12 protein-coding genes are annotated in these 13363 nt (G+C 66.2%); 1 reads left to right on the forward strand and 11 read right to left on the reverse strand.

Going from position 1 to position 13363, the window contains the following annotated elements:
* The 11 genes from ACFYY2_RS07460 to ACFYY2_RS07510 form a co-directional block, all read right to left on the reverse strand.
* Entirely contained in the window at nucleotides 1–339 is a 339-nt protein-coding gene (locus tag ACFYY2_RS07460) for a DUF2746 domain-containing protein (RefSeq protein WP_388738235.1), read from the reverse strand.
* Nucleotides 336–1643 carry a tail fiber domain-containing protein gene (locus tag ACFYY2_RS07465; RefSeq protein ID WP_388738237.1) on the reverse strand — a complete coding sequence of 436 codons (1308 nt, stop codon included), beginning with the start codon at nucleotides 1641–1643 and terminating at the stop codon, nucleotides 336–338. Before ACFYY2_RS07465 ends, ACFYY2_RS07460 begins: the two co-directional genes overlap by 4 nt.
* 13 nt (nucleotides 1644–1656) lie before the next feature.
* Complete coding sequence (locus ACFYY2_RS07470) at nucleotides 1657–3861, reverse strand: siphovirus ReqiPepy6 Gp37-like family protein (protein ID WP_388738240.1); 2205 nt, start codon at nucleotides 3859–3861, stop codon at nucleotides 1657–1659.
* Nucleotides 3861–4703, reverse strand: coding sequence for a phage distal tail protein (locus tag ACFYY2_RS07475; protein WP_388738242.1), 843 nt, complete (start codon nucleotides 4701–4703; stop codon nucleotides 3861–3863). Before ACFYY2_RS07475 ends, ACFYY2_RS07470 begins: the two co-directional genes overlap by 1 nt.
* Nucleotides 4700–9070, reverse strand: coding sequence for a hypothetical protein (locus ACFYY2_RS07480; protein WP_388738244.1), 4371 nt, complete (start codon nucleotides 9068–9070; stop codon nucleotides 4700–4702). Before ACFYY2_RS07480 ends, ACFYY2_RS07475 begins: the two co-directional genes overlap by 4 nt.
* 378 nt (nucleotides 9071–9448) lie before the next feature.
* The gene (locus ACFYY2_RS07485) at nucleotides 9449–9787 is read right to left on the reverse strand and encodes a phage tail assembly protein (protein ID WP_388738247.1); all 339 of its coding nucleotides are present in this window, start codon (nucleotides 9785–9787) and stop codon (nucleotides 9449–9451) included.
* Nucleotides 9788–9888: 101 nt separating this feature from the next.
* Nucleotides 9889–10629, reverse strand: a complete 741-nt coding sequence (locus ACFYY2_RS07490; RefSeq protein WP_388738249.1) for a hypothetical protein — start codon at nucleotides 10627–10629, stop codon at nucleotides 9889–9891.
* 75 nt (nucleotides 10630–10704) lie between these two features.
* Nucleotides 10705–11199, reverse strand: a complete 495-nt coding sequence (locus tag ACFYY2_RS07495; protein WP_388738252.1) for a hypothetical protein — start codon at nucleotides 11197–11199, stop codon at nucleotides 10705–10707.
* Nucleotides 11199–11582, reverse strand: coding sequence for a DUF5403 family protein (locus ACFYY2_RS07500; protein WP_388738254.1), 384 nt, complete (start codon nucleotides 11580–11582; stop codon nucleotides 11199–11201). The genes ACFYY2_RS07495 and ACFYY2_RS07500 overlap by 1 nt, the downstream gene beginning before the upstream one ends.
* Entirely contained in the window at nucleotides 11582–11917 is a 336-nt protein-coding gene (locus ACFYY2_RS07505) for a phage head-tail adapter protein (RefSeq protein ID WP_388738257.1), read from the reverse strand. Before ACFYY2_RS07505 ends, ACFYY2_RS07500 begins: the two co-directional genes overlap by 1 nt.
* On the reverse strand, nucleotides 11914–12372 hold the full coding sequence (locus tag ACFYY2_RS07510; protein ID WP_388738259.1) for a hypothetical protein: 459 nt from the start codon (nucleotides 12370–12372) through the stop codon (nucleotides 11914–11916). Before ACFYY2_RS07510 ends, ACFYY2_RS07505 begins: the two co-directional genes overlap by 4 nt.
* Before the next feature lie 128 nt (nucleotides 12373–12500).
* Between ACFYY2_RS07510 and ACFYY2_RS07515 the strand changes: the two genes are divergently transcribed.
* On the forward strand, nucleotides 12501–13322 hold the full coding sequence (locus ACFYY2_RS07515; RefSeq protein WP_388738261.1) for a hypothetical protein: 822 nt from the start codon (nucleotides 12501–12503) through the stop codon (nucleotides 13320–13322).
* Nucleotides 13323–13363 lie beyond the last annotated feature (41 nt).

The following is a 13363-nucleotide window of genomic DNA, read 5'->3' on the forward strand; positions in this document are numbered from 1 at the left end:
CTAAATCTTGTTCATGTGGCTGTCCAGGCGCTCGGACACGGCCAGGCGCTCGGCGCGCTCGTGGGACAGATCGGCGCGGAGTCCCCGAATGTCCCGGCTGTGTTCGACCTGGCCTTCGAGGACGCGATCGAGTCCCGCGATCACGCGGTCCAAGTCGTCCCGGAGGTTCGTCGAATGGGTGTTGGAGACCTGGTCGCGGGCCTCCTCGGTGTGCTCGCGCACCTGCGCGAGTGCTGTCCCCTGTCGCCTCACCATTTCGACGAGGACACCGACCAGGGCGACACCGAGAGTTCCGCCGGCCGTGACGATGGCGACCTGAACGGACGGGTCAAAACTCATCGGCTCAGCTCCCGGAGCTGCGTCTCCAGACGCTCGATCCGGTCGGCCTGGTCCTGGACGACGGACAGAAGGGCGACGCCCAGGAGGTCATAGCGGAGGGCGTCGATGCGTCCCGTCTCGTCGTACGTGACGATCTCGGGGAGCGTCTCCGCGACCTCTTCGGCGATCAGACCGAACTCGTCCCGGAGGTAGTCACTACCCGCCTCCTTGGGACGACGGTCGTAGACGCGGGGACGAAGTGACAGAATTGCCTCGGGGTCAATATTGATGTCCCGGATGTTCTGCTTGAAGCGACGGGACGAGGTATTCCGCGCGAAGGTGCCGTCTCCCTGCACCCACACCGCGTAGTACGTTCCGGAGCCGGAGACGGAATCCTGATGGACGCGCTTCGTCCCGTTGGACCACGAGATCGTGTCCCCCGACTCAAGATAGGACGAGTGGGAGTGGGACGACGGGGGGAAAGTGGTCGGCTTCGAGGTGATGCTCGCCCACGTGTGAGCGTGAGTCGCCGGGGCGAAAGTCGCCGGGACACCAGTGAGATCCGACCACGCATGGCCGTGGGCGCTCGGGACAAAAGTCGTGGGCTTGCCCGTGACCTGAGTCCAGTCGTGCGTGTGCGGACCCGGGGGCAGAGACGAAGGGCGATCGGTGATGTCCGCCCAGTTGTGCTCATGCGCCGAGGGCGCGAAAGTGCTCGGCTTGCCCGACAGATTCGCCCAGTCCACCGAGGAGATCAGAGGGGCCCAAGCTGTCCCCGTCCAGAACTCCCAGGTGGCCGAGCTGTTATTGAAGCCGAGCTGTCCCTTGCGGGGCGACGTGGGACGAGTCGAATTGGCCCACGACCCCACCCGGTTGCCCACGATGGGACGAGTCGAGACGATGTCCCCGGACGTGATCGAGGTGACGCTCGCGTTCACCGTGATCTGCGAGAGGCCCAGCTCGTAAATGCCCGTGTCCGTCTGAGTCAGGGCCGGGGGAGTGGTCGAGCCCGCGGTGCCGGCCTTTACCGCCAGGACGATGGAGTTCAGCGACGGGTCGAGTCGCAGGATCAGGCGGTCGACGCGAACAGCGCTTCCCGCGCTGGGTATCGTCACCGGCTCGACCGCCGTCGAGTTGACGAAGTGCCCGCGCAGGAAGGCCGAGCCCGGCTGCACGTTCACGGTCATGCCGGTCCCGGCGGAGACCAGGAAGCCGGATGCCTCGTAGGAGGCGACGACGCCCGAGTCCTGCCACTCGCGGGACATCTGGCTGTACTGAGTCTCCGTGACGGACTGGGCGTCGAACGGGTACGAAGTGATGGTCAAAGGGGAGTCTCCTTCAGACGGTCGCGCCCACGTCCTCGACGGCAAGATGAGAGCCGCCAGAGGGCAGGTACCGAACCTGTCCGTATGTAGCCGCAGGGCGGAGGGTCTTCAGGCCGATACCGATCGTGATCGGTCCGGCCGGGGGGTTGTTGAGATAGAAGTCAGCGGTGACGCCGATTCCCGAGGTCGAGTCGTCATCGAACGTCGTTGTGTACATGACGCCGAGAAGCGCCGACGAGGTGGAGACAGCCGAACCGGCAGCCCAGCGGCAAGAGGTGTAGCCGCCCTGCTTTGCGTACCGGATGTTCGTGTTCGAGTTGTCGCCCGTGCCGTCCGTGTCCACGGTTGCCATGCGGAAGTTGACCTTGTAGCAACGCCCGGCGGAGGCCGTGAACGTCTGGCTGTAGAGGATCGCCTCGGTGTCGCCGACGTGCGCGGACGCGACGAGAGCGGGCTGAATCGCCAAGATGCCCCGAGGTGAGTTGTCCTCGTAGGCCAGGCGGCGCCAGGCACCCCAGCCGCTTGTAGGGCTGCCGTGCCTCACCCACTCCTCGTGCGGCTGGGTGGGGCCCCCGGTGCTTGACCATCGTTGGGTGACGTAGCCGGTTGATGTGGCGGTCGACCAGACGTAGCCGCCCATTTGCAGGGAGGCGAACGGCCAGCCTCCAGCGGTCGCGGCTGCCGTGTCGAGGTAGAGCCGCGAGTCCTCGTACGGGTACGCGGTCGGCGGTGTGGCGTTCGTGTAGTTCGCCGTGCCGAGGATGGCCTTGTAGTCGATCTGCCGCCACGGGGCCCACCCGCTCGCGCGGTTGCCGCCTCGAATCCAGTCCTCGCGGTTGGTCGTCGAGCCGTGCGTTCGACTCCACGTCTGGAAAGCCTCGCCGCTCGCGTGGCGCCGAGTGGTGACGAAGCCGAACTTCCCCGCGAAGTCCCACCCGCCGGCAGTGGCGTCCCCCGACGAGAGATAGAGGACGGACTCGCCCTCGGGGTACGCGTCAGGGATGCTCGCTTGCGTGAGGCCGGTCGAGGTCAGCACGCGAGGGCCAGGGGGTACAGCCTCCGCCGTCCGCTCCAGCGACGAGACCCGCGAGTCCAGAGCCCGCGCGGCCTTCGCGTCGGCCGCAGCCGGATCGAGAGGCGTCGGGTCGCCCAGGGTGGCACCGAGCCGGTAGCCGTCCGAGTCGACCTTCAAGACCATGCCCGTGACGATGGCCGCCATCTCGGTGTTGCCGACGATGACGGACACCCTGTCGCCGAGGAACCAGTCACGGCCGAAGTCGAGCGCGCTGTCTTCAAGGGGGACGGCCTGCGCCGCCTGCACTGTGGCCCCGCCGTCCGCGAGAGCCTCCGTGCCCTTCTGCGTCAGCTCCGCCGTGTCGGTCGTAGACCGCTCGTCGACGAAGTTCTCGATCCGCCGGCCCCAGTCCGCCTCGGCCTGAGTCGACGCGGTGTTGTTCACGCCGACGAAGGGGCGGTTCGCCCCGTCGCCGTCACCGCCGACGATCACCTGTGTCTTCTGCGGCGTCGAGACGTTCACCCGCTGACCAGCGAGCGTGTTGTTCGAGACGCCCAGGCGGGCGTCCTTCGTTCGGTCCGCGACCGCGTACGTCTCGAAGACCAGGTTCGCCCCGCGCTGGATCACACGGAAGCCCAGGCCCGCCGGATCGGCCAGGGCCTTGCACAGCTCGCCGAGCTGCTCGAACCGGGCCGACTTCGAGACGCTCGCGCCCCGAGCGCCGTCCGCGCCCATGATGAGCCCGGCCCGGCGCCGGTTGGCCGGGGCACCCGGCCCGACGTTGGCATTCACGTACGCGTGCATGAGCGTCTCGGCCGGGCCCGTGCGGTCGTCCGTGGCCTTGCTCTGCTTCGTCACGTCGCCCTGTGCCGGGTCCGGCCAGGCGAGCATGTCCGACAGGATGATCGTGTCGTCCACGCCCTCGACCGTCAGCGTCCCCAGGGGGTCAGTCGCAGTCGTCGAGCTGTCCGCGCTCGTCACCGGCCCCGAGAACAGCACACCCACAGGGCCGGTCACGATGATGCCCGCGCCCGGCGTCGACAGGACCGGCGCGAGCGGATGCTCGGCGTTCAGGCTGAGCTTCCACGTCCCCACGTTGTTGTGGGTGTCTGCGGCCTCCATGGTCAGGAGGTCCGAAGGGATCGCTCCGACGCGGGTCAGCGTCTTGTCTCGCACCTCGACGAGAAGGTCTTCCTGACGCACTAGATCACCACCCACTTACGGGGACGCCACGCACACGTGACCCTCGAAGCCGCGGTGGTGTTGAGAAGAGAAGCCGTGACGGTCGAGGCGCCCGGCCGGACCGACCAGAAGCGCGGGGCAGTCGAGAGGGAGCTGTATCGGTTCGCTCCAGCGCCGTCCTTTACGGTGCCGGCGCCCATGTCGACGATCAGCTTCTCGCCGACGCCGAGCGTCCCGTTCCACTGGATCGTCTCGCCGGTCGGGCTGATCGCCTTGAAGGTGTCGCCCGGTCCGGTCACCTCCCACACGGGGTAGGCCGGTACATCGCCGTCGTTGCTCAACTGAATGGAGCCGATCGCCTGCGACGACGAGAGAGGCATAGCGACCATGGAGCCCAGGAAGGCGCCCGCCGTCACACCGCCGATGGTCACCGTCTGCGCGGACTCCGACAGGAAGTAGGGCGACGGAGCCCGCAGCGTGATGACGGTCTGGGCGTCCCGCTCGCCCGAGCCCGGGTCGATGGCCCCTCCGCCCGTCCAGTGAGCGGAGGTAGACCAGCGAACCGAATCCGAGTCGATGTAGGTCAGGGTGCAGTCGTCGGCCAGGACTCGCGCGAGGCGAGTCACCAGCTCGGCGAGATGCGTCCTGTCCCGCCCCACGATGTCGAGGGGTATGTCGATGTCGCGGGGGAGGACGCGCCGCCCACGGTAGGCGGCGCCGTCCCCGGCCCCTTCGAGCCACTGCACGGAGAGCTGGGGGAGGCCCAGGCCGGTTACCCCGGCGAGGGCCTGGAACCCCACCCCATCCGCTTCGATCCCGGACAGGTCGAGCCTGTCCGAACCGCTGCTCAGTTCGAGCCTCACCAGCCGACCATCCTTGCCCGCGAGGCAGCCGCGAACAGCTCCTCCTCGGACGAGAGGGAGCTGCCGGAACCCGCGTGATAGTTGAGAACCTTCGTGACCGACTGGCCGCCAGCCGTCGAGAGGCCGCCGGAGACAGCGGCCGTGACCTCGCGAGCCGCCCCCGTGGTGGCGCTGGTCGCGAGTGCGTTCGTTGCCCGCTCGACGCGACCGCGCTCGTCATCGACGCCGAGGCCGAAGCCCTTGCCGACGAAGTTGCCGAGCTTGCGGAACAGGCGCGACGGACTGTGAATGCCCAATGCCTTCTTGATGGCCTTGACCATCGAGTCGGCGATCTTGAGCATCTGCTTCTCGATCGCGTCCTGTTGCTTTTCGAGCCCCTTGACCAGGCCCTCGGCCGCCTTGACTCCCGCGTCGAACAGATAGTGCGAAGCGGTGTCTCCGGCCTTGGTGGCGTACTTCTCCAACTCCTTTTGCAAATCGTTGATTTGGTTGACGCCATCCTTGCCAGCGTTGGCAATGGACTCAGCCGCATTCAGTCCGGCTTCAGGGCCAGCCGAAGCGATCTGGCCGAACGACTCCTTGTTGAGCCCGAGTTCCTTCAGACGGGCCAGGACAGCCGCGAACTTCTTCGCCTTCTCGACCGCATCCGTGAGACCCTTCTGAATCCCCTCGAATGAGCTGTCCTCGATCTTCGTCACGTCACCCGTGTCGATGACCTTCGAAGCGATCTGGTCGCGGTAATTCGCCGCGTCCTCACGGATCTTGTCGAGCTTGTCCCGAGCCGCTTCGAGCTTCTTGCCGACGCCCTCCCACTGGGCGGCGAGGGTCAGGAGCGCGGTCCGGTCCTTCGCGATCCGGTCCTTCAGGGACTTCGAGGCGCCCTTCGGGATCTTCGCTGTGAGGTCCTGAAGGGACTGCTTGACCTTGTCGTACTGCGACTCCAGGCCCTTGATCAGGCCCTTGATGATGAGCTGACCGGCGTCATACAGAAGCCGGGCATCCTTCGGGGCCGGACCCTTCCAGTCCGTGAGCTTGCTGGTCAGGTCGCCAAGGGTGCTCTTGACGGAGCCGAACATCGACTTCAGGCCGTCGATCAGACCCGTGATGATCGCTCGGCCGGCACTCACGAGAATGGACTTCGCATCCCCGAATGCCGACTTGACCTTGCCGGGCAGATCCCGGACCGTCGCGGCCGTCTCGCCAACCTTCTCGGCGAAGACGCGCTTCACGGCCGCCCACGCTTCCGAAGCCGCGGTGCGGATCGAGGTCCAGGTGTCCGCGAAGAACGTCCGAATAGCCGCCAGGGCGGCGCTCGGGGTTTCCCGCAGTGACGTCATGAACGCGGAGAAGTTCGCCTTGACCGAGGCCCAAAGAGTTGTGCCAAACGTCCTGACCCCGGTCCACCCGGCCTCCCATCCGGCACGAAGGAGCTTGAAGCCCTTGCCGAATGCGCCGACGATTCCGACGTTGATCAGAACTTGGAAGGCTGCCTTGACGGCGTCCCATGCGGCCTGACCAATGCGGAGGATGTCGCCCCAGAGCTGCGACCAGTTCCCGTGGAAGAGGTCGGAGAAGAACTCCCAGACCTCCATCACGTAATCGAAGGTGGCCTCGAAATACTTCCCTACGCCGTCCAGGGCCTCGACCAGTGAGCCGAGGAGGATTCCCGCGAGCCACTCGATAGCAGGTACCAGGACCGGCATGATGAAGTCGACGACCCGCTTCAGGATTTCCAGAAGCGGAGTCAAGGCCGTTGCCGCGTGAGCGAAGGCTTCGGCCAGCTTCGGCAGGAATTCGGCGGCGAGCCGCTGAAGCGGAGGAAGCAGGGGCAGGATCGCGGCCGAGAGGATCTCGACCAGGATGTTGATCACTGGCACCAGCGCGGCGGCCATCACGCCGAGCGCCGCCGAGACGAGAGCGATGATCGGAGAGAGTCCGGTCACGAGCTGCTGAATCAGCGGGGTCAGCGCCGCGACGAGCGCCAGGACGAGCGGGGCCAGGGCTGCGATGACGCCACCCAGGAGAGAGCCCAGGAGGACGACGAGCGGCTGAATCGCAGGAACGAGCTGGGTGACGACCTGCGACAGGGGGATCAGCGCGGCCGAGATCAGCGGGCCCAGCGCGGCGAGCAGTGTGCCCACCAGGGACGCGAGCGAACCGAGGGCCGCACCCAGCGGAGCCATGGCAGGAGCCAGGGCAACGACAGCCGCCTGAACGCCGTCGAACAGGGACTTGATGCCGTTAGTCACCGCAGGCTGCGCGAGGGCGTCAGCGATGGCCCCAAGGGCCGTGCCGAGGATCGCGCCGACCTGCGGAAGTACGGCGACCAGGAGGCTGCCGAGGGCCTTGAAGAACCGCTCGACCGCCGGGCCGGACACCGTGGCGATCTCCTGCATCGCCTGATGGGCGGCGTAGAAGACCTGCGTCAAGCCGGACTGGAATCCGTCACTGTCGACGATCGTGTGAATGCGCTGAAGGGCGTCAGCGAGCGTGCCCAGCGACGTTCCGCCGGCAGCCGTGGCAGCCCGAGCAACACCCGCGAGGATGCCGCCCGTGTTGGCCAGGACCGAGCCCAGATCCTTGAGAGCCTGAATGCCCTCGTCGATCATGTCCTTCAGGCCGTCGTCGCCCTTGCGCTTCAGGAAGCCGTCGAAGCGCTCGGCGATGGTGACGAACCAGTCGGCCAAGGCCGGCAGATAGCTCGTGCCGACCTTGCCGAGGGTGGCGATGATCGACGCGAAGGTGTCCGTACCCTCCGTCGCGATGCCGATCGAGTCGGACAGGTCCGTGAACATCTGGTTCAGCGCCGGACCGAGGGACGTGCCCAGGTTCGTAGCGAAGGAGCCGAAGAATCCGCCGAGCTGAGTCGCGGTCTTTGTGACGCCTTCGGTGAAGCGGGGGAGGAGGTCGTCGACCACGGCCCGGATGGGGTCCGCAGCCTTCGCCCAGAAGTTGTCGCTGATCGTGTCCTGAAGGCCAGACAGGGCCGTCTTGACCTCGGGAACGACCTTGTTGAAGTCCTTGAACGCGGCGATGGTGACGCCCAGGCCGACCGCCATACCGCCGAACAGGCCGGGCAGAAGGAGGGCTGTAGGCGCGATCGACGCGAGGGACGCGGACAAGGCGGCGAGGTTGCTTGTCGCGGCGATGCCGGACGCGCCCAGACCCGCTACAGCGGTCGCCAGGGTGCCGATGATCGGCGCGGCCTTGTCGAGGTTCTTGATCGAGTTCCAGAGGTTGTCGAACAGCTCGCCCAGGACGCGGGCACCCGACAGGGCCTTCAGCGTCGCCACTGCGGCGGCAGCCGCCGAGAGCTTCACGCGCGGGATCAGGTCGACGATGCGGTCCCGGGTCAGGATCGCCATGTGCGCGATGACGGCCGCGATGCCCGTACGGGAGACCTCGGGCTCGACTTCGCTCTTGAGGTTGTCGATCTTGTCCTGAAGATCGTCGATGTCCCGCTCGACCTTGCGCCGGGCCAAGTCGTCGAGTTCGGGGGCGATCTGTGCCCGAAGGTTCTGCATCTGCTCGAAAGCCGCTTCGAGCTGCCGCTTCACCTGCGCGACCCGCTTCTCGTCCAGCTCCGGACGGATCGGGATGTCGGCGAGCTGTGCCTGAATCTCCCGGGCGGCCTGCTGGGCTGCCTCGCGTGACCCTCTGATCAGGTCCCGCTTCGCCTCTTCCAGGGAGGCCCGGTCGAGCTTGACCTCTAGCTCAGTCTCGGAGAGCTTCTCCAGCTCCCGTTCGATCTGAGCGAGGGCGGCCTGAACGGAACTCTTGCTCTCCTTGTCGACCTGGATCTTGATGTGGCCGATCTCGTCGAGCCGCTCGTCGAACAGGTCGAGGGCCGCATTCAGGCTCGGCTCGTTGAGATCGACCTCGATGTCGGTCTCGCCGATCGCGACGAGGGCCGCCTTCACCTTGCCGATAGCCGCGAGTACAGAGCCCTGGTTGTCCAGGTTCACCGCGAGGTGCAGATCCGACAGGGCCTCGTCCGCCTCGCGGCGAGTCCTGCGCGCCTCGTCTACGACCTGGCGGCCCGTGGCGCTGAAGGTGATGCGGTGCTTGTTGGCCTTGTTCTGGTACTCGCGTACCGCCTTGGCCACCTCGCCCGATGCGCCGGCAAGGTCGAGCCGCGTGTAGAAGCGGACCTTGCGAGTGTCGGTCTTCTTGTTGTCGTTGTTGATCGCCCGGACGCCTTCGAGGACATCCTTCCGGGCCCCGGCTATGTCGGCCTTCGTGCGAAGAGTGACCGTGAGGTCATGCTCGATCTTTTCGAGCTTCTTCTTCAGGTCCTCCTTGAAGCCGGAGGTATCCGGCATGACCTTGACTGCGATCCGTCCGACAATGGAAGCGTCGTCCGCCACCGATTTACCTCCGCTGGAAGTGCTTGTAAATATCAGCGACCGTGCGGCGTTCCGGGGCGGCCTTCTTCTTCGCGGCCTTTTTCCTCTGCGGCCTCGGGAAGGCAGGAATCTTCGGCGCCTTCTTGCCCCACTGGCCGGTGGCCCGAGTGTTCTGATTGAGCGCGTCAAAGAGGTCGGCCGACAGGTGTCGGTCCTGACCCCAGCCGAAGAACTCACGCCCGCCTGACGCGAGAGCGATCGTGAGTGATGTGTCGGGAAGCCTCTGTACGAGCAGAAGGACGAGAGCCGGGGAGGGGCCTCGCCCTGCAATCACCTCGGCCAGATCAATGCCGAAGTGGTAAAGCAGGTCCGGGTAAAGCCCCTCCCCGTACTCGTCGATCAGTCCTGCGAGGCCGAGGCTTCCCCCGACTGCGTGCTCTCGCCGTAGTGGCCGAAGATTTCGGCGAGGATCGCGAGGTCGCCGTCTACTTCCTTGAGCAGCTTGTCCGCGATCTTCTCCGACTCGGCGACAGTGTGAATCGCCTTGGCCAGCACCGCGGCCTGGTCGGAGTCCTCCTTGCCGAGCTGGTCCTGAAGGGCGAGCAGCTCGTCACGGCGCGCCTTCGAGAGGCGCAGGGGGTTCAGGAGTCGGACGGTCTCGCCGCCGAACTCGATGTCGGTCGAGCCGTACTTGCGCTCTGCGGCGGCGCGGATGTCGTCAAGGGAGAAAGAAGCCATGGGGTTGCGGACCTCCAGGATTGAAAGCGAAAGGGGGGAGCGGACCGAGAGGGGGTCACCCGGCGCGGGCGGGTCCGCAATGCGCCCGCGCCGGGGAGTTGTCAGGTCGCCTGACCGGCCGCCCAGGCGGAACCGGTCCAGAACGCCTTCGAGGCGTCGCCGAGGACGACGTGCTGACCCGTGGTCCAAGCGGTCGCCGGGGAGGCGATCACGCCGACCATGGCGCCGAGGTTCTCCGGGGTCGCCGAGCCCGAGGGGGTGAAGGTGCCGGGAGTGCCGGCCGTTGCGCCGGTCGCGGCCGTGCCGCCGAGCGGGGTGATCGCGTACGTCCAGGCATTCGAGCTGTAGGCGATCGGCTTCACGCCGAGAGGCAGACCAGCGAGCGTCTCGGTGTCCGAGATCGACATGTCCTCGGCTCGGTAGATTTCGGCCTTCGGGGCGTAGAAGGCGAAGTGGTTGTCACCGTCCACGAAGATGGCCAGGAAGGCCGCCTGAGTCGGCTCGGGCTCAGTCGGGACACCGACCGAACCGTCAGGAAGGATCGGCGCGTTGGCGCCGAAGTAGAGCTTCAGCGCCGCAGTGTCGAACTGCTGGAGGGTGAAAGCCATCGTCTCGGTTCGCGCGCTGTACTTCGTGCGAAGAGACTTGTTCTGGAGAGTGCCGATCGTGGTCGCCTCGCCGCCCTCGGAAGTGATTCCGAAGATGTCCTCCAGCGAGGTGTGACCGACGCTCGCCCACGGGGAAGTGGGGGAGAGGAGGTCCGCCGGGATCGGGGTGCCGACGGGAGCCGTCAGGTAATTGCCGGACCCGACAACAAGAGTCGCGTCGTCGTTGACTGCCAAGGTGGCTGCATCCTTACTCGCGCACGCAAAAGGCCCGGAACTCGAAAGCTCCGGGCCTTACGTGATTGGGGTTTGTCAGGGGGTGTACGGGCGAGTCCGCGGCTTGCGGATCTGCACGTCGTAAATCGACTCGTAGCGCCACACGCCGGTAGGGAGGTCGGCGTACTGGACGGGGCCGGTAGCGGTCGCCCAGTCCGTTGCCCGACGAGGGGCCGAATTCAGGTCCACGCGGATGATGTGACCGAGGCGCGGATAGACCCTCTGCTTCAGCCATGCATTCCGCAGGACGACGCGGACGGCCTCGCCGAGAATGGCGGCGTCCTCGTCCCCGTTGGGGTCGGGCGCGAACGTATTGATGACGACTCGGGCGGCATCGGTGAACCGCGTGTCGCCCTGCCACTGGCCCCAGGTCGGGTCGCGGCGGACGAGGACGAGCGGGAATTGCTGGTGCAGGTCGACGAGCGACTTGACCGGCACGTCAGGGAGGCCCTCGCGCAGAACGGCGAGGAGGAGATCCTCGACCGGAGAGAGTTCGGCGAGGGCCCTTACGGATTCAGGGAGTCCGGCCATCAGTCGAGGTGCACCTTCCCCTTCCGCTTCTTGGGGAGGTTCGCCGCGCGGGCCAGGATGAACAGGCCGTCACTGCCGGGGATCACGTCGAGGTAGGGCTGACCGTCCTTGTCCTTGCGGACGACGACCTGTTCGGCCCGGCCGTACTCGATCGACAGGGCGGCCTTCTTGCCGCGCTCGTCGTCGAGGATCACGTACTTGTCGACATCGCCGTTCTCCACGTCGATCGTCGCGTGGCCCTCCTGGCGGTGTGCGAGGAGGAGGGCCTCGGCCCTTGCAGCGATCTCGAACTGAACCTCTTCGAGCGCCGCCTGTACGCCAGGCAGGACGGCGACGCGCTTTTCGAGCTGCCGCTTGCCCTTGTAGTTGTAGATGGTTGCCATTAGGGCCGCTCCCGGATGTCGATCGACCAGTGCCGCGTACGGCGGTCGCCGTGGTGATATGCCGGCGGAGTCACCACGTCCCAGAAGCGGCCTTGCCACTGGACGCGAGACCAGAGGGTCACGCCCTCGACATGGGCGTCCACGATCATCCGTGTCACGTTGATCTGCTGCTGACCGGGGACCTCGGCCTTACCGGACCGCTGCGGTATGAAGGCCGCTCGCACGTCGACCGGGTGGTCATCGTCGAGGATGACCACCGTGTTGCCTCGGTTGTCGAGGATCTCCTTCGTGCTCCACACGCGCGCGGGCTGACCGCGCCTGCGCTGGACGCTCACCAGGGGCTCACCCCATCGGAGAACAGGGGGAAGGTGTCGCCGCCGTAGTCGACCGGGACGTATCCGCCGGCATCAGGTCCCCGAGGCTTCGTGCCCCAGGCCATGACAGGCGCGCTGACGATGCCGCGCTTCCTACCGGCAAGCTCCTCCAGGAGGCGGATCTCCTCGCGGGTGAAGTACACCGTCCCGGCGTCACGGCCGATGTCCGACCACTGGAGCGTTTCGTCTCCGGCCCGGCTCTGCACGTAGCCGCTCGGGTTCCGCATGTACCTTGCCGCGGATTTGAGTACGAGCGTCCGCACCAGTCGGGGCGCTGTCTCCTCGGGCCAGTCGCGGCCGTACGTGGCCGCCATGTCCGAGGCGTCTTCCAGCGCCCCCGCCGCGATCCGCAGTTCGTCAGCGTCGAGGTCCCAGTCGATCCGGCCCTTCAGCTCGTCGAGGGTGGCGTAAGCCAAGTTGCTTCTCCCTTACTCCATTCGTGTCAACTTCGCTTAAGCCAAGCCAAGTTGGTGTCCATTAGGGTGGCGGTCCAACGGGTCATGTTTGGAGGTGATCCGTTCGGTGCGGCAGGAGGATAGGACCGATGACCACAACGTCCGGAAGCACGAACGGCGGTACTCCGCCAGTGCCTCCAGTAGGGCCGCCGAGCAGGAAGTCCAACTGGCGGCGGGCGCGCGACTGGTTCAGAGGCTTGAGCGAGATGGGGAAGGTAGGTGTCGTCGTCGCGCTGATTACTGTTGGGGGAGGGCTTCTTACCGCCATCGTCGGCGCGTTGGTCACGGCCGCAGTAACGGGCGACGATGAATCGGGCGGCGACGCGAAGGGTGCTCCTTCGGTGTCGCAATCACTAGATCCAACTCGCGAGGGCGACTCGGGTGCTGCGACCGAGCCGACCGAATCGGCATCGCCGCCAGCATCGCCAGCGCCCTCAAAGGCGACGTACAGCGTGGTCTATCAGGACCAGAAAATGTCCCTTGGGTTGCCTGACTTCCCCAGGACAGGGTCGCTGGACTTTGACGAGCCAGCTTCCAGAACTTGGACTAAAGACGCGTGGGCCCAGAAGGTGGACGAGAGCGAGGCGGCAGAGCAGCCGCTTGAGCAGGACCTGTCCTACCAGAACGACCTGTGGGGATACCTGGCTGTTCGGGATGGGCGCAACGCGGCACAGATCGAAGAGGCCCCGAAGTCGGCCGAGGACTGTGTGCGTAGCGCCAATCTCGGGGGGTTCACGGAGGCGCAGATGTCGGAATGGCCCCTCAAGCTGCACCAGAGGTTCTGCATCTTGACCGACAAGGGGAACGTTGTCAGCGCTGAGATCACTCGCCTAGTCGGGGGGGAACGGAACTCGTATACCGATCCTCCGACCCAGATCGAGTTCACGGCAACGATGTGGCAGCTTGGTTGAATGTGGGTTGCGGCCACACAGGGCCCGCCCGCTTCCGGCAG

It is taken from the genome of Streptomyces sp. NPDC001822, assembly GCF_042892135.1.
Classification (GTDB): Bacteria; Actinomycetota; Actinomycetes; order Streptomycetales; family Streptomycetaceae; genus Streptomyces.